Here is a 16,186-nt window from a genome sequence, read left to right on the forward strand (position 1 = left end):
TCGCGATCGAAGCGCTCGACGCGATGCGCCTCGCGCACCCGCGGCAGCAGCCGCTCCTGGCAATAGGCGCGCGCGGCTTCGACGATCTGGCGCTCTTCGCCGTCGAGCTGCGCGTCGAGCAGCAGCGGGTCTGCCCACTGGAAACCGGTGTTGCGGATGTTGGCCATGACGTCCTCGGTCCTCGATCGCTGTTGCGGTGTTGTCGCTTGTTCTACGCTGAGCGTAACACCGTTTAAAATATCGAACAAAATTACAAACGTTCAGCTGATATGCACGATTACATCAGTTGATTGATAGGTAATTTTGTAGCAGAAAGGAAGCTGCGATGTAGCGATATATTCAACATATCGCAGCTCTCGCGGCAACTGGAGGATGCACCGATGACCCCGTTTGGCATTGCTGGCGTGCAGATGCACGTCACCGTAGGCAACAACCTCGAGGCCATGCGTCATCGCATCGACCTCGTCATGCATCTCTACCCCTGGGTGCAGATGATCACCTTCAGCGAACTGTGCATGTACGGTCCGCTGCTCACCCACGCCCAACCCCTGCCGGGCGACGCCGAGGAACAGCTGTGCACCGCGGCGGCCCACCACGGCATCTGGATCGTCAGCGGTTCGATGTTCGAGCGTCGCGAAGGACTGATCCACAACACCACCTCGGTGATCAATCCGCAAGGCACCGTCATCGGCCGCTACCGCAAGCTCTTCCCGTTCATGCCCTTCGAGGAGGGTGTGACGCCGGGCTCGGAGTTCCTGGTCTGGGACATCGAAGGCGTCGGTCGTTTCGGCATCCTCAACTGCTACGACATCTGGTTCCCGGAGAACGCCCGCTCGCTGGCGGCAATGGGCGTCGAGGTGATCCTGCACCCGGTGCTCACCCACACCATCGACCGCGACGTCGATCTGGTCATCGCTCAGGCCAACGCCGCGATGCACCAGTGCTACGTGTTCGACATCAATGGTCTCGGTGCCGGCGGCAACGGTCACTCCAGCGTGTTCGATCCGCATGGCCGGATACTGTTCCAGGGCGGTGGCCAGGAGCAGTTCATTCCGGTCGAAATCGACCTCGATCAGGTGCGCCGCAGCCGCCAGAACGGCCTGCGCAACCTCGGCCAGACCCTGAAGAGCTTCCGCGACCGGCGCATCGACTACCCGATCTACGATCGCGAGCGCGCCGACACCGGCTACCTGCAGGCGCTCGGCACGCTGGAAAAACCGGCCAAGGGCACGCCGCTGACGCTCGGCGAACCGCGGCTGCACGGCGCGCCGCCGCCGGCCATCAACTACTGAGCTGCACCGCGAGGGCCGCGTCAGCGGCCCTTCAGCGTGCCGCGGGCGGCTGCTCGCGGGCGACGAAGTCGACGACGCGCGCGCCCGGTTCGAAGTGCTCAAAGCCCTGCCACCAGGCCGGTTGCTGCGGCCAGTGCAGCGCCATGCGGCCTTCGTGCGGGTAATAGGCGGCGGTATACAGCGTGCCCCAGCCGCGGGCATGGCCGCTGCGATACAGCGGCGGCGAGAGGAAATGCGCCGTCAGCGAGTCGGCGTTCTGGTACGGCGCCTCGACGCAGAAGCGCAGGTATTCGTCACGGCGCTCGGTTTCCCAGGCGCGGGCGTGATCGGGCATCTCGATGCTGCCCTGATGATTGGTGGAAACGCGATCGCGGGTCAGCCGCGGCGGCCGGTCGGGCGCCAGATAGGCGGTGGCCTGCTGGCCGCCGGCATCGATGACGGCGACGTTATAAGACATGTACACCGGCACGCGCCCGAGCACCTCCAGGGCATCGGGCACGTCGCGGCAGAATTCGAGCAGGTAGCGCAGCACCAGCGTGATCGCAAAGCCCTCGCCGACCTGGCGGCGGCCGCCGAAGGCCAGGGATACCGCCAGGCCGTGTTCGTTCATGCCGTCGAGCACGCCCCACAGGCAGTCGCTCATCGCGATGGTGCGCGTGCCGTTCCAGCACGAGGCGAGCAGCACGCCGTCGGTCAGCCGCGGCGAGTAGTCATAGTTGCGCACCAGCACCACCGAATCGCGCGCCCAGGCCGCCTGCGAGCAGCCGGCGAGGAACGGTGTCGGGCAGTACAGCGACAACAGCCGGGCGGCACGATCGCCGCCGCCGACGCATTCGAGCAGGCGCTCGAAGGTCGGCATCAGCTCCGGCAGGTACTGGCGCAGAGCCCGCTCGCAGTCGAGGTAGCGCGGTCGTGCCGCGTCGCCCTCGCGCAAAAACCAGCGTTCGTAACCCGACCAGTGGCGCTCGAACAAACGTCTGAGCTGAGGGCCGGGCTGCGCCTCCTCCATGGCGAGGAAGCGCATCGATGTCACGGGTGCGTTGGCGGCGGGCTCGGGCACCATGATCAGAACATCTTGTTCAGCGTCGCCGGATCGGGCGGCACCACCACCACCGCCGGCGGCAGCGGTACGCAGCGGAACTTGGAGAGAATCCCCGCCGACCACAAGCGCGCCCGCGTTTCCAGCTGGCGGTCATCGGTCTGCATGCGGCCGCGGCTGACGATGATGCCCATGTCGGCGCCGTGGAAGCGGTAGTCGCCGGCGTTGTAGACGCGCAGGTAGAAGGCTTCGTCCTCGCCGCTGACGCCACCCCAGTCGATGTCACGACGGGCAAAATCGATGGTGCCGTCATCGTTCATGCGCCAGATGCCGGACGGTGGCGCTTCGCTGATGATCTCGACGTCGTCGCCGGTGTGCTTGAGGATCAGCTGGCTCCAGGTGTCGAACTCCCGCCAGCGCTGCTGCACCGCGTCGAGGTCGATGTCGTAGTCGACATCCATGAACTCCAGCAGGTGGAACAGCAGCAGCGGTACGCCGCCGTAGGTCGAGGTGATCAGATTGCTCATCGGGCTGGCGCCGGAGACGCGCGGATTGAGCTCGCCGAGCCAGACCTCGCCGGTGTCGGTATCGAGCAGCCAGTCCATGCAGAAGGTGCCGCGATAGCCTTCCTGATACAGCCGGTCGCCGAGCTTGCGCGTCATCTCGTAGACCTTTTCGCGCGAGTCACCGAGTGCGCCCGGGAACACGTCGTTGCCGCACCAGCCGCCCTTGTACGGCGTCAGCGCCTTGAAGCCGGTGATGTCGAACATCAGCGGGCCGACCAGCGTGCCGTGACGGGTGGCCACGCCCTCGATGGTGCCCGGCAGGTGATTGATGCGCTTCATCACCTTGATCTGCTCGCCGATGATGTCCTCGGCGTATTCCTTCCAGTCGGCCTCGCTGGCGATGAAGAAGGTGGTGCGCCCGGAGTCGCCGTAAGGCGTCTGCACCACCAGGTCGCTGCCCAGCCCGGCACCGGCGGCGAGCGCCAGCAGCTGCTCATAGGTATCGGCGGCGCCGAGCGCGTTGGGCACGCTGGGCACACCGGCCTCGTTGCCGATGCGCGTGGTCTCGATCTTCGAGTCCAACCGCTGGCGCAGCGCCGCCGGCGGCAGGGCGATGTCGACACCGAGCTCGCGGGCCAGCGCCTCGGTTTCCTCATCGAACATCACCAGCAGCAGCTTGCCGCCACCGGCCGCACGCATGCGGTCGGCGATTTCCTTGTGCGCCAGCAGATAGTTGTTGATGTCCTCGATGGAGCGGAACTCGCGCGGCCCGGTCTCGCGCGGCACATGAATCTTCGGATGCCAACCGTCGAAAGAGTCGTAGTAGCAGATGTACTCGAACTTGCGCACCCAGCGATCGAGACCGAGCACATTGAATGGCGTCGGCGAAACGAACCAGATCGGCGTGTCATTGGTACGGAAGTAGGTAAAAATTTCCGACAGCCCCTTCAGGTAGGGGCGATTGCTGTTATTCATCGGGGAACCCTCGACGGGGCAAGCAGTGGCAGAGACGGCGGCGGCAGCGGGCGACGGGACGGCGGCTGAATGGCGCGCCGCCCGGTAGCGGCGGCACAACGCCCGCAAGATCTCCAACAAGCGATTCAACAGGCGGGTGGGCACCTCCGTCAGATTCCGCTGCCACGCAGCTTTTCGTTACGCCGACGCAGCCATTCCATCGTCAGCAGCATGCACACCGACAACGTGATCAGCAGCGTGGCGATGGCTGCGATCGTCGGACTGATGTTTTCGCGAATACCGGCGAACATCTGCATCGGCAGCGTGCGCTGCGCCGGTGCGGCGAGGAACAGCGTGACCACGACTTCGTCGAACGAGGTGGCGAAGGCGAACAGCGCACCGGAAATCACACCCGGCGCGATCAGCGGCAGCATGACGCGGAAGAAGGTGGTCAGCGGCGGTGCGCCGAGCGAGGCGGCGGCGCGGCTGAGGTTGTAGTTGTAGCCCTGCAGCGTCGCCGTCACCGTGATGATGACGAAGGGCACGCCGAGCGCGGCATGCGCCAGGATCAGACCGCTGTAGGTGTTGAGCAGGTGCTGTTCGGCGAAGAAGAAGTACATGCCGACGCCGACGATCACGGTCGGCACCACCATCGGCGAAATCAGGATGCCCATCACCACCGCCTTGCCCGGGAAATTGCCGCGGGTCAGGCCGACGGCGGCCAGCGTGCCGAAGGTGGTGGCCAGCAGCGTCGCCGCCGGTGCCACAATGAAGCTGTTGCGGATCGAGGACATCCATTCGTCAGAGGCGAACAGCTCGTGGTACCAGCGCAGTGACACGCCGGCCAGCGGATAGCTGAGGAAGGAGCTGGAATTGAACGACAGCGGCACGATGACCAGGATCGGCACGATCAGGAACACCAGCACGCCGACGCAGAACAGGCGGAACGCCCAGAACCAGACTTTTTCCAGCGGGGTTGCGTAGGGATTCATCGACTTACTTCCTCCCGCTCTGGCCGGTGTTGTCGACCAGCTTGCCGTAGACCACATAGAGCAGCAGCGTGGCGACCAGCAGCAGCGAACCCAGCGCCGAAGCCATGCCCCAGTTGATCGTGCGGTTGGTGTAGAAGGCGACGAAGTAGCTGACCATCTGGTCATCCGGCCCGCCGAGCAGCGCCGGGGTGATGTAGTAGCCGAGCGCCAGGATGTAGGTCAGCAGACAGCCGGCACCGACACCGGCGATGGTCTGCGGTACGTAGACCTTCCAGAACGCCAGGAACGGATGTGCACCGAGCGACACCGCCGCGCGCACGAAATGCGGCGGAATGCCCTTCATCACCGAATACAGCGGCAGGATCATGAACGGCAGCAGGATGTGCACCATCGAGATGTAAACGCCGACGCGGTTGAACACCAGCTGCAGCGGCTGATCGATGATGCCGAGTGCCTGCAGGCCGCCGTTGATCAGACCACCGGACTGCAGCAGCACGATCCACGCCGCGGTGCGCACCAGCAGCGAGGTCCAGAACGGCAGCAGCACGCAGATCATCAACAGATTGGACTTGCTCGGCGGCAGCACCGACAGCCAGTAGGCCAGCGGATAGGCGAGCAGCAGGCAGCAGAGGGTCACCACCCCTGAAATCCAGAAGGTGCGACCGAAGATGTCGACGAACGCAGACGACTCGTTGACCACGATCTGGCCGTCTTCGTTGACCTCACGGTCGACCGAGGCCAGCAGGTAACGGGGGGTATACGGCTTGGCAGCCCGCTCGAAGGCCTTCCAGTAGCGCAGCTCCCCCCACTCCGGCACAGCGTCGACGACGACGTCGCGCACGTTCTGTGCGTCGGGTGCGGGCAGCTTGCGCAGTGTCTTGGTCAGCACGCTGCGAAAGCCGGAAATCTCATAGCCGAGCCGCTTGGCCGGAATGCCGATGCGGCCGGCTTCTTTCAGATCACGCAGGTCGGTGGCGAGAGCGACGAACACCGGCTCCGCCGGAATGGCATTGCCATCCCAGCCGTCGAGCGCGGCCACCGTCTTCGGCATCGCGTCGGCCAGCTCGTGGTTGTCGACGGCGCGATACAGCAGCGTGCTGATCGGCAGCACGAAACTGAGCACAAGAAAGATCAGCAGTGGCGCGATCAGCGCCAGCGAGCGCAGTTTGTATGAGCGCTCGGCCCGACGCAGCCGCACTTTGAGCGGCACGCCGTCGTCGCTGAGCGGCAGCGCGGTGGGGGTGGTGTCCATCGGCGAATCTCCGCAGTCGGTGCGGGCCCGCCCGGGGCGGCCCGCACCGGGTTCAACTCACTTGCCGGCAGCCCAGGCGTTGAAGCGCTCTTCGAGCTCCTCACCGTGGTCGGTCCAGAACTCGGTGTCGACGGCGAGCGCGCCTTCGAGGTTCTGCGGTGCAGTCGGCAGGCCGGCGGCGATCTTCGGGTCGAGCAGCGAGTTGGCGTTCTTGTTGGTCGGACCGTAGGGAATCTGCTCGGCGAACACCTTCTGGTATTCGGGCTTGTTGCTGAGTTCGATGAACTTCATCGCCGTGGCTTTGTTCTTCGAGCCCTTGACGATGGCCCAGTGGTCGAGGTCATAGAGACTGCCGGCCCAGACCACTTCGAGCTTCTTGCCTTCCTTCTGCGCCGAGGCGATGCGGCCGTTGTAAGCCGAGGACATCACCACGTCGCCGGCAGCGAGCCACTGCGGCGGCTGCGCGCCGGCTTCCCACCACTGGATATAGGGCTTGAGCTCGTCGAGCTTGGCGAAGGCACGGGCTACGCCTTCCTTGGTGCCGAGGACTTTGTAGACATCGGCCGGCTTGACGCCATCGGCGAGCAGCGCGAATTCAAGCGTGTACTTGGCGCCCTTGCGCAGACCTCGCTTGCCCGGGAAGTCCTTGACGTTCCAGAAGTCGGCCCAGGACGCCGGCGCCTTGGCGAGCTTCTCGGCGTTGTAGGCCAGTGCCGTGCTCCACACGAAGATGCCGGCACCGCACTCGCTGACCGCCCCCTTGATGAACTGCGTCTCGTCACCGAGCTTCGACCAGTCGAGGCGTTCGAACAGCCCCTCCGAGCAGCCACGCAGCAGCTCGGGCCCTTCAACCTCGACGACGTCCCAGGAGACGTTGTCGGTCTCGACCATCGCCTTGACCTTGGCCAGCTCACCGTTGTACTCGCCGGCGATCACCTTGCCGGCGCCGGAGGCATTGAACGGCTGGTAGTAAGCGACATCCTCGGCCTTCTGCGCGGCTCCACCGAAGGAAATCACGGTGATGTCGGCCGCCTGCGCCAGGCCGCTGACGGCGAGGCTCAGCGCGCACAGGCCGACGCCGATCATGGACTTCTGCATGACTTGGTTCTCCCAGATTTGGCAAGGCCAGAACGGCTGGCCTGCGGGATCGACAGCGCCCGGCGCGCAGCCGGGCACACGGTGAAACGCGCCGCTCAGGCCGCTACCGGATCGAGGGCGCGCAGATCGTCGGCATCCCAGCCCACGCGGATGGTTTCGCCGGTCTTCCAGGCACTGTCGACCTGGCTGATCGGCACCTTGACGGTGAAATCGGTGCTGCCGGCCACATCCAGGCGCAGACGCACGTGGTCGCCGAGGAAAATGAATTCGAGGATGCGCCCCATCAGCACGTTGTCGGCCTGCACATCAAAGCTGTGCAGACGCACCCGCTCCGGGCGGATCGAGCACGAGGTCGGCCGACCGGCCGTATCCACCCCGACGGCGCGCGCCTGCACCGTGGTGCCATCGCTCAGACGCACCGTCGCCCGCCGACCGTCGAGTGCAGCGACGGTGCCGGAGAGGCGGTTGTTCTCGCCGATGAAGTGGGCGACAAAGGAATTCACCGGGTGCTCATAGAGCGCCACCGGTGTGTCGATCTGCTGGATGATGCCGTCGTTGAACACCGCGACGCGGTCGCTCATCGTCAGCGCTTCACTCTGATCGTGGGTGACGTAAACCACCGTCAGACCGAGCTCATCGTGCAGGTGTTTGATTTCATACTGCATGTGCTCACGCAACTGCTTGTCGAGCGCACCCAGTGGTTCGTCCATCAGCACCAGCTTGGGCTCGAACACCAGCGCGCGCGCCAGCGCCACGCGCTGCTGCTGACCACCGGACATCTGCGCCGGATAGCGACCGGCCAGCGAGCCGAGCTTGACCATGTCCAGCGCCCGCTGGACCTTGCGTGCGATCTCATCCTTCGCCAGTTTGCGCACCGCCAGCGGGAAGGCCAGGTTCTCGGCGACGGTCATGTGCGGGAACAGTGCGTAGTTCTGGAACACCATGCCGATGTTGCGCTTGTACGGCGGCAGGCGGTGCAGCTCGGCACCGTCGAGCAGGATCTCGCCACGGGTCGGTGTCTCGAAGCCGGCGAGCATCATCAGGCTCGTGGTCTTGCCCGAGCCGGACGGGCCGAGCAGCGTCAGAAACTCGCCGCGGCCGATATCAAGGTTGAGATTCTTGACGACGAGAGATTCGCCGTCGTAGCTCTTTTGGACGTTGCGAAAACTCACCAGCACGTCTGCGCCGCCGCTCTGCTCCATGGCTCGTTTCTCCCCTCACTGTTGGGTCATGGCAAGATCGCCGCGCATCGCGCAGCTCCGGCGCAGAGACCGCCGCACCCTCGTCGGCAACGGCACCAGCTCTGCATCTGTAAGTGAAGCTCACGCTAACAACGTTTAAAAAAATCAACAACTCCCTCTTTAGTAAAACTGTCAACTTGCGTTCAAGCCTCGGATTTGGTGTGCTTTTGCGACAGATTGGTGCGTGTTGCCGCGTCGCAAGCCGAGAAATCAAAAAGTAGATTATTTTAGACGGCCTCACCGCAAGAACCGTGCCCCAACAAGGCGCATCATGTGCACCAGATGAGCACCAACCATGGTCCTCAGCCCCGTGCCAGTCGAGGAGTCACGAGCATGTCGAGCATCATGGAGAGCGCCCTGGCGGAAACCAACGCGGACACCGACTTCGATGTCGGCGCCCGTCTGCGCTCCGTGCGCGAGGCCCGCGGCCTGTCGCAACGCGAGCTCGCCCGTCGCGCCGGCGTTACCAACGGCACGATTTCACTGATCGAGCAGAACAAGAACAGCCCCTCCGTCGCCTCGCTGAAGAAGGTGCTGGACGGTCTGCCGATGACACTGGCCGAGTTCTTCGCGCTGGAGCAGCCGCCGCAGGATCAGGTGTTCTTCCGCGCCGAAGAGCTGATCGAGCTGACCAAAGGGGCGGTGTCGTTTCGCCAGGTCGGTCCGCGCGAGGGCAACCACAAGCTGCAGGTACTGCACGAGCGCTATGCCCCCGGCGCCGATACCGGCAAGTCGATGCTGCGCCACGAAGGCGAGGAAGGCGGCGTGATCCTGCGCGGGCACATCGAGCTGACCGTCGGCGAACGTCGCCAGACCCTCGGTCCCGGGGACGCCTACTACTTTCCGAGCACACTGCCGCACCGCTTCCGCAATCCCGGCCCCGAGGCCTGCGAGATCATCAGCGCCTGCACACCGCCATACCTCTGAGCGGGCGCTGCTGCAGCTTCTACACTCGGTGCAAATAAACCGAGCCAAGGAGGCTGCTGCAATGCCCGCTCAATCCACGCCCGCCAAACTGCCGGGCTGGGAAGACTTCGCCGCGATCACCGATCCTTTCGGTATCGCCGATTCGTGGCGCCAATCACTGCAGTCGTGGTTAACGCATCCTGACCAGCTCGGTGAACGCTACCAGCAGTTCGCCACTGACTGGCTCGCGGTAAACCAGCAGATCTGGCAGCGCCTCTGCGGCATCACAACCGGAGACGCCATCCCGGTCATCGAGCACGACGAGCGCTTTCATGACCCGGCCTGGTCGACGCACCCCGGCTTCGACGCCCTGAAGGAAATCTACCTGCTGCACACCCGTGCGCTGGTCGATGCGATCTACGCCAGTCCCGGCCTCGACACGAAGACCGCACAACGCGCCGCCTTCTGGGTCAAGCAGTGGCTCGATGCCGTGGCGCCGAGCAATTTCTTCTGGACCAATCCGACCGCCATCGACCACGCACTGGAAAGCAATGGCGAGAGCCTGCGCCAGGGCGCGGCCAATTTCGCCCGCGATCTGGCCGCCGGCGACGTGCTGATGGTCGATCCCCACGCCTTCACGCTCGGTCGCGATCTGGCGACGACGCCAGGCGAAGTGGTGCTGCGCAACGAACTGCTCGAACTGATCCAGTACACACCGACGACACCACAGGTACGCAGCATGCCGGTCCTGATCGTCGCGCCATGGATCAACAAGTTCTACATACTCGACCTGAAACCCCGCAACAGCCTGGTGCGCTATCTGGTTTCCCAGGGCTTTACGGTCTTCGTCACCAGCTGGAAAAACCCCGGCCCCGAAGCACGGGACACCGGCTTCGAGGACTACCTCATCAAAGGCGTGCTGGCGGCGGTCGACACCGCGCGTGAAATCACCGGCGCCGAACAGATCCACGCAGTCGGCTACTGCCTCGGCGGCACCACGCTCACGAGTCTGATGGCCTGGTTCGCCGCCGATGCCGCAACCACGCCGCCGATCGCCCACTGGACCTTGTTCACGACGCTGACTGACTTCTCCGATCCGGGGGAAATCGGCGTGTTCCTGTCGGAAGCCGCCGTCGGGTTCATCGAACAGGGCATGGCCGGCAAGGGCTATCTCGATGGCAGAGAAATGGCGCGCAGCTTCCGCATGCTGCGCCCGAACAGCCTGATCTGGCATTACGTGGTGCACAGCTATCTGTATGGCGAAGCGCTGCCGGCATTCGACGTGCTGTTCTGGAACATGGACGCCACGCGCATGCGGGCGGCGATGCACAGCTGGTATCTGCGCGAGCTGTACCTCGGCAATCACCTCGCCCAGGGAGCGCTGACCATCGCCGGGCGCAGACTCGACCTCGGCAGCATCCGGCAGCCCCTGTACGCCGTCGGCTGCGAGCAGGACCACATTGCGCCGTGGAAGCAGACCTTCCGCACCTGCGGGCTGGTCGGTGGGCCGGTGCGTTACGTACTGGCCACCTCGGGGCATATCCTCGGCATCATCAATCCACCGGTCGACCCGCCGAAACGCCGCTACTGGGTCGGCGATGCCAGCGGCTGCAGCGACGCCGAGCAGTGGCGCGCCAGCATCGCCAAAGTGCCGGGCTCATGGTGGGAGGACTGGACGGCCTGGCTGCACGAGCGCTGCGGAGAGTGGCGCGATGCACCGGCCGCCGCCGGCAGTGCGGGCCATCCACCGCTGGCGGCAGCGCCCGGGTGCTACGTGCTGGAGAAATAGCCCCCTCTTCAGTGGAGGAAGCGCTGCAGCCGATCCACACCGTCCTGCAACGCTTCGAGCGAGGTGGTATAGGCAAAACGCACATAGCGCCCCGCCTGATACTCGCCGAAGTCGATGCCCGGCGTGATCGCCACACCAGTTTCTTCGAGCACACGGAAGCAGAAGCTGTAACTGTCATCGGTGAACCGGCTGGCATCGGCGTAGACGTAGAAAGCCCCCTGCGGCATGACCGGCACCTCAAAGCCGATCGCGCGCAGCGCAGGCACCAGAAAATCCCGCCGCTGCCGGAACGCCAGCCGACGCTCCTCGAAGATCGCTTCGGCTTCGGGCGTGAATGCCGCCAGCGCCGCGTACTGCGCCGGGGTCGGTGCGGCGATCAGCAGGTTCTGCATCAGCTTTTCGACGTCGCGGACGCAGGGCGGCGGTGCCACCAGCCAGCCCAGACGCCAGCCCGTCATGCCGTAGTATTTCGAAAAGCTGTTGACGACGAAGACATCGTCGCCGCCGGCCAGCGCCGTCACCGCCGGTTCGTCATACACCAGCCCGTGGTAAATCTCGTCGACGATCAGCGCGCCGCCGTGCGCCCGCACGATTTCGCGAATCCCCTGCATCACGGCCGGCGGCACCAGCGTCCCGGTCGGATTCGCCGGCGAGGCCAGCATCACGGCACGGGTCTGTGCATCCCAGTGCTGATCGACGAGCTCCGGCGTCAGCTGAAACGCCGTATCGGCCCCGACAGGAATCCCCACGGCCTCCCCTTCACAAAAACGCAGAAAGTGGCGATTGCAGGGATAGGTCGGGTCCGCGAGCAGGCAGCGCTCGCCGGGGTTCATCAGCACACCGGCAGCGAGCAGCAGAGCGCCGCTGGCACCCGGGGTGACGACGATGCAGCCCGGATCAACGTCGACACCGTGCCGACGCGCATAGTTGGCGGCAATCGCCTCACGCAGCGCCGGCAGACCGCAGGCCGAGGTGTATCCCGTCCGCCCCTCGGCCAGCGCCTGCCGGCCAGCGGCAACGATCGGCGCTGCGGTAGAAAAATCCGGTTCGCCGACTTCCATATGGATGATGGAGCGCCCCGTGGCGGCCAGCTGCTGCGCGCGCGCCAGCAATTCCATGACATGGAAGGGGGCAATGTCAGCCATGCGCCGCGCCACACGTGGATAGACGACAGGCATTTTTCGGCTCCTCAAAAAAGGCACTGCCGCGCCGGGAAATCCCAGCGCGGCAGTGCGGGGTTAGGCGAGCGCAACGGCCGAGCCGCTTCGCTTCGCAAACGAATCAGACGTCCTTGGGCGTCACCCGCAACCCGACCGCCAGCGAATCGCTGGCACTGCCGGGCTGCATGCCTTCCGACAGACGAATCTGCAGGCTGACGTTGTTACGCGAATCGGCGTTGCGAATCGCTTCGTCCTTGCTGATCTTGCCCGCACGGTACAGTTCGAGCAGCGACTGATCGAAGGTCTTCATGCCGATTTCGACACCCTGCGCCATCGCTTCCTTGATCGACTCGAACTTGCCTTTGAGGATCAGCTCGGAGACGTAAGGCGTATTCAGCATCACTTCGACAGCCGGCACGCGGCGACCATCGACACCGATGATCAGACGCTGCGACACCACGGCGCGCAGATTGTGCGCCAGGTCCATCAGTAACTGCTGACGCGCCGCTTCTGGAAAGAAGTTGATGATGCGCTCCAGTGCTCCGTTGGCGTGGTTGGCGTGCAGCGTCGACACGCACAAGTGGCCAGTTTCGGCATAAGCGATCGCGTACTTCATCGTCTCGGAGTCGCGAACCTCACCGATGAGGATGACGTCCGGTGATTCACGCAGGGCGTTCTTCAGCGCATCCTCGTAGGTGTGGGTATCGATGCCGACCTCACGCTGCCCGACCACCGACTTCTTGTGGTGGTGGATGAACTCGATCGGGTCCTCGATCGTCAGGATGTGACCGGTTGCCGACTCGTTGCGATGATCGATCATCGCGGCCAGCGAAGTCGACTTGCCCGAGCCCGTCGAGCCAACCATCAGCACCAGACCGCGCTTTTCCATGACCAGGTTCGCCATCACGGCCGGCAGACCCAGCTCATCGATCTTTGGAATCCGCTGCTTGATGTAGCGGATGACCATCGACACTTCGCCGCGCTGACGGAACACGTTGGCGCGGAAACGTCCGATCTCACTGATCGAAAGCGCAAAGTTTGCTTCCAGATCACGCTCGAACTCGCGGATCTGGCTGTCGTTCATCAGCGAGTAGGCCACCTCCCGCACCGAGCCCGGCTTCATCGGCGCATTACTGCACGGAACAACCTGTCCCTCGATCTTGATGTGTACTGGAGCCCCGACATAGAAAAACAGATCGGATGCTTCCCGATCGACCATCAGCTTCAGGTACGGTGTGACGTCCATTGCATCTCCCTCATTGCAAGCCGGCGTCCTTACTCAATTTGCAGGCGGTCCGGAAAGACGACGGGGCCACCACCTCCCGACGTTCACCGTGCCCGATTCAGGCCATTGAGGGCTGCCACGCGATACGCCTCAGCCATCGTCGGGTAATTGAACGTCGTGTTAACGAAATACAATAACGAATTGGCTTCCCCTTGCTGTGACATGATCGCTTGACCGATGTGCACGATTTCTGCTGCCTGGTCACCAAAGCAGTGGATACCCAGCAGCTCCAGCGTATCGCGGTGGAACAGCAGCTTGAGCATGCCCACCGTCTTACCGGTGATCTGTGCCCGCGCAAGGTTCTTGAACCAGGAATAGCCAACCTCGTACGGCACGCAGGCATCGGTCAGCTCGCGCTCGGTACGCCCTACCGAGCTGATCTCGGGAGAGGTGTAGATGCCCGTCGGTACATATTCGACCAGACGGCTTTCGCATCGCCCCTCGACGAGATGCGTGGCGGCAAAGCGCCCCTGGTCATACGAGGCACTTGCCAGGCTGGGATAGCCGATGACATCGCCCACGGCATAGATATGCGGCAGTGCGGTCTGGTAGTTCGCGTTAACGTCGATCTGCCCGCGGCCATTGGGGCGAATCCCCAGGTCTTCGAGACCGATACCCTGCGCGTTGCCGGTTCGACCATTGGCCCACAGCAGGATGTCGCTCTTGATCCGTTTGCCGGACTTGAAGTGGACCACGACACCATCAGACGCCGACTCGACACGCTCGTAGGTTTCGTTATGGCGGATCACCACCCCCTGATCACGCAGGTGGTAATTAAGCGCGTGCGTAATTTCGTCGTCGAGAAAGGACAGCAGCTGGTCACGCGTGTTGACCAGATTCACCTTGCATCCCATGTTGCGGAACATGCTTGCGTATTCGCAGCCGATCACGCCCGCACCGTAAATCGTGATCGACTCCGGCGTATACGCCATGCTCAGTATGGTGTCGCTATCGAACACCCGCGGATGGTTGAAATCGACGTCCGCCGGCCGGTAGGGGCGTGAGCCCGTCGCCAGCACGAAGTGGTCTGCCCGCAGCCGCACGGGATCCTGCCCTGTCCCCCGCACTTCCAGCGTATGGGCATCGATGAACGCGGCCGTTCCCCGATAAACCGGAATGCCGTTGCGATCATAAAAGTCGCGCCGCATCGCCGTCTGCTGGGCAATAACGGATTCCGCGGTACGCAGGAGATCCGGATAGGAGAAGCGCGCAACACGCCCAAGGCTGCGAAACGCCGGATTGCGGTTGAACTCCATCATTCGATTGATGGCATGCCGCAACGCCTTCGAAGGAATCGTCCCCCAATGGGTGCAGCCCCCGCCGACACGGCCGTATTTCTCCACCACAGCGACGAGCTTGCCGCCCTTCGCCGACTTCATCGCCGCCCCCTCACCTCCCGGGCCCGTCCCAATCACGATGACGTCGTATTTCTGCTCACTCATTACGCCCCCTTCCCAAACCGCCTCGATTTCAGGGGCGCACAACAGTTGCCCCACTGCGCCACCAATCAGTCCCCACTGTCCAGCCCAGTATACTAATTGCCCATATCTGAGCATGATTCGTGCTGCATGCACGAGAAACGTCAAAATACTTTACATATTGTATTGTCCCTCTAGCTCTTATCGTACATTTTTATTTATAAAACAAATCGTTAACAACATAGGCATATCCCTTGCTGTTAGAGCTCAGGCGCGCTGCAACACTGAATTTTGGAGCCTCAGGGAAGACCAGGGCCCCATGCCGGAGACGGACTTCGGATTGTCTGGCTGCGCTTAAGACTCTATTTGAGATTCTCTATTTAAGACTTAGCCCAAGGGGTTGAACATGAAGAAACAGTCAGCTCTCGCCTTGTCGGCTGCTCTCGCCCTTTTCGGCACCGGCGCAGCCCACGCAGGGTACTACTCGTATCTTGAGAACTTCACCGGCAGCTTCGACGTATCCGGTTTCGCCGATGCCGATCCGGATACCTTCACCATCACGCTGACCAACCTGAGTGGCGTGGTGGACATCACCCTGCCGCCGGATGGCGTCTGGAGCGCAGCCCGCACCGGCTTCATCGGTGTCGACTATACCCCCGCCAACCCGGGCTACGACCTGGTGAGCAACTCCAGCAGCTGGATTCCGCTCGGTACTGCGACGGTTTCGACGGGCGGCATTACCGGTTCGCATTTCGTCTTCGACTTCGACACCGGAAGCTTCACGTCGGATGGCGTCAGCTACACCAACGGCAGCTTCACCGCCAGCGCCAGCACGCTCAACCTGCTGCTCGGCAGCATGTTCGGCCCGCTCGGTGCCGCCATCGGTACCGGCTCCGTGAGCGTTTCGCACACTCTCACCGCTGACACCTGGACGATCGACATCACCGAAACTGACGTTGGTGGCACGGGCTTCAGCGGTCTGTTCGCAACGCTTGATTCCACCGCGTATGGCGGCAACAACGACGGCCAGATCGATGGCACGTTCTTGGCGAACGCCGCTGTCCATGTTCCGGAGCCGATGAGCGTCGCGCTGCTTGGCTTAGGCTTGGCCGGCCTGGCTTGCTCGCGTCGCCGCAAGGCCAGCTGAGACGACATCTCTCTAGCGCGCTTTTCATAAGTGGTGCAAGGGTGGCCTTTGAAAGAAGGCCACCTTTTTTATTTCTCTCGCCCCCCTCCCCGCGTTGAGGTCAAGCG

General features: G+C 63.4%; 13 protein-coding genes. 4 read left to right on the top strand and 9 right to left on the bottom strand.

Annotated features, from left to right (window positions below):
• Positions 1-380 precede the first annotated feature (380 nt).
• Positions 381-1,292: a carbon-nitrogen hydrolase family protein gene (locus C7443_RS17470; RefSeq protein WP_110020014.1), complete on the top strand. Its 912-nt coding sequence runs from the start codon at positions 381-383 to the stop codon at positions 1,290-1,292.
• A 31-nt stretch (positions 1,293-1,323) separates the two neighbouring features.
• On the opposite strand, the gene C7443_RS17475 is transcribed toward C7443_RS17470, so the two are convergent.
• The 6 genes from C7443_RS17475 to C7443_RS17500 form a co-directional block, all read right to left on the bottom strand.
• Positions 1,324-2,316 (bottom strand): C45 family autoproteolytic acyltransferase/hydrolase, encoded by a 993-nt coding sequence (locus tag C7443_RS17475; RefSeq protein WP_110020200.1) that lies wholly within the window; start codon positions 2,314-2,316, stop codon positions 1,324-1,326.
• Between the two features lie 41 nt (positions 2,317-2,357).
• Complete coding sequence (locus C7443_RS17480; RefSeq protein WP_110020016.1) at positions 2,358-3,812, bottom strand: biotin carboxylase; 1,455 nt, start codon at positions 3,810-3,812, stop codon at positions 2,358-2,360.
• 149 nt (positions 3,813-3,961) lie between these two features.
• Positions 3,962-4,783 (bottom strand): ABC transporter permease, encoded by an 822-nt coding sequence (locus tag C7443_RS17485; RefSeq protein ID WP_110020018.1) that lies wholly within the window; start codon positions 4,781-4,783, stop codon positions 3,962-3,964.
• A gap of 4 nt (positions 4,784-4,787) precedes the next feature.
• Positions 4,788-6,035, bottom strand: coding sequence for an ABC transporter permease (locus C7443_RS17490; protein WP_110020019.1), 1,248 nt, complete (start codon positions 6,033-6,035; stop codon positions 4,788-4,790).
• Positions 6,036-6,092: 57 nt separating this feature from the next.
• On the bottom strand, positions 6,093-7,133 hold the full coding sequence (locus C7443_RS17495) for an ABC transporter substrate-binding protein (protein WP_110020021.1): 1,041 nt from the start codon (positions 7,131-7,133) through the stop codon (positions 6,093-6,095).
• Between the two features lie 95 nt (positions 7,134-7,228).
• A complete protein-coding gene (locus C7443_RS17500; RefSeq protein WP_110020023.1) occupies positions 7,229-8,335 on the bottom strand; it encodes an ABC transporter ATP-binding protein in 1,107 nt (368 codons plus the stop codon).
• Positions 8,336-8,707: 372 nt separating this feature from the next.
• On the opposite strand from C7443_RS17500, the gene C7443_RS17505 reads away from it, so the two are divergent.
• Together C7443_RS17505 and C7443_RS17510 are read left to right on the top strand one after the other, a co-directional pair.
• Positions 8,708-9,301 carry a cupin domain-containing protein gene (locus tag C7443_RS17505; protein WP_246004705.1) on the top strand — a complete coding sequence of 198 codons (594 nt, stop codon included), beginning with the start codon at positions 8,708-8,710 and terminating at the stop codon, positions 9,299-9,301.
• Positions 9,302-9,362: 61 nt separating this feature from the next.
• Entirely contained in the window at positions 9,363-11,069 is a 1,707-nt protein-coding gene (locus C7443_RS17510) for a PHA/PHB synthase family protein (protein WP_110020025.1), read from the top strand.
• Between the two features lie 8 nt (positions 11,070-11,077).
• Here C7443_RS17510 and C7443_RS17515 read toward each other — a convergent pair whose 3' ends face one another.
• From C7443_RS17515 to sthA, 3 genes are all read right to left on the bottom strand, one after another.
• A complete protein-coding gene (locus tag C7443_RS17515) occupies positions 11,078-12,247 on the bottom strand; it encodes a pyridoxal phosphate-dependent aminotransferase (protein ID WP_110020027.1) in 1,170 nt (389 codons plus the stop codon).
• A gap of 103 nt (positions 12,248-12,350) precedes the next feature.
• Positions 12,351-13,475, bottom strand: coding sequence for a PilT/PilU family type 4a pilus ATPase (locus C7443_RS17520; RefSeq protein ID WP_110020029.1), 1,125 nt, complete (start codon positions 13,473-13,475; stop codon positions 12,351-12,353).
• A gap of 83 nt (positions 13,476-13,558) precedes the next feature.
• The gene (gene sthA, locus C7443_RS17525) at positions 13,559-14,956 is read right to left on the bottom strand and encodes a Si-specific NAD(P)(+) transhydrogenase (protein WP_110020031.1); all 1,398 of its coding nucleotides are present in this window, start codon (positions 14,954-14,956) and stop codon (positions 13,559-13,561) included.
• A 382-nt stretch (positions 14,957-15,338) separates the two neighbouring features.
• On the opposite strand from sthA, the gene C7443_RS20640 reads away from it, so the two are divergent.
• A complete protein-coding gene (locus tag C7443_RS20640) occupies positions 15,339-16,079 on the top strand; it encodes a PEP-CTERM sorting domain-containing protein (protein WP_110020033.1) in 741 nt (246 codons plus the stop codon).
• Positions 16,080-16,186 lie beyond the last annotated feature (107 nt).

The sequence above is a fragment of the Plasticicumulans acidivorans genome (genome assembly GCF_003182095.1).
GTDB classification, from domain to species: domain Bacteria; phylum Pseudomonadota; class Gammaproteobacteria; order Competibacterales; family Competibacteraceae; genus Plasticicumulans; species Plasticicumulans acidivorans.

What these genes read in the sequence shown, in the direction of transcription:
- C7443_RS17480 (WP_110020016.1), bottom strand. Translation starts at nt 3,812, where the DNA reads ATGAATAACAGCAATCGCCCCTACCTGAAGGGGCTGTCGGAAATTTTT.
- C7443_RS17475 (WP_110020200.1), bottom strand. Translation starts at nt 2,316, where the DNA reads ATGCGCTTCCTCGCCATGGAGGAGGCGCAGCCCGGCCCTCAGCTCAGA.
- C7443_RS17510 (WP_110020025.1), top strand. Translation starts at nt 9,363, where the DNA reads ATGCCCGCTCAATCCACGCCCGCCAAACTGCCGGGCTGGGAAGACTTC.
- sthA (WP_110020031.1), bottom strand. Translation starts at nt 14,956, where the DNA reads ATGAGTGAGCAGAAATACGACGTCATCGTGATTGGGACGGGCCCGGGA.
- C7443_RS17520 (WP_110020029.1), bottom strand. Translation starts at nt 13,475, where the DNA reads ATGGACGTCACACCGTACCTGAAGCTGATGGTCGATCGGGAAGCATCC.
- C7443_RS17500 (WP_110020023.1), bottom strand. Translation starts at nt 8,335, where the DNA reads ATGGAGCAGAGCGGCGGCGCAGACGTGCTGGTGAGTTTTCGCAACGTC.
- C7443_RS17505 (WP_246004705.1), top strand. Translation starts at nt 8,708, where the DNA reads ATGTCGAGCATCATGGAGAGCGCCCTGGCGGAAACCAACGCGGACACC.
- C7443_RS17485 (WP_110020018.1), bottom strand. Translation starts at nt 4,783, where the DNA reads ATGAATCCCTACGCAACCCCGCTGGAAAAAGTCTGGTTCTGGGCGTTC.
- C7443_RS17470 (WP_110020014.1), top strand. Translation starts at nt 381, where the DNA reads ATGACCCCGTTTGGCATTGCTGGCGTGCAGATGCACGTCACCGTAGGC.
- C7443_RS17515 (WP_110020027.1), bottom strand. Translation starts at nt 12,247, where the DNA reads ATGCCTGTCGTCTATCCACGTGTGGCGCGGCGCATGGCTGACATTGCC.
- C7443_RS17490 (WP_110020019.1), bottom strand. Translation starts at nt 6,035, where the DNA reads ATGGACACCACCCCCACCGCGCTGCCGCTCAGCGACGACGGCGTGCCG.
- C7443_RS20640 (WP_110020033.1), top strand. Translation starts at nt 15,339, where the DNA reads ATGAAGAAACAGTCAGCTCTCGCCTTGTCGGCTGCTCTCGCCCTTTTC.
- C7443_RS17495 (WP_110020021.1), bottom strand. Translation starts at nt 7,133, where the DNA reads ATGCAGAAGTCCATGATCGGCGTCGGCCTGTGCGCGCTGAGCCTCGCC.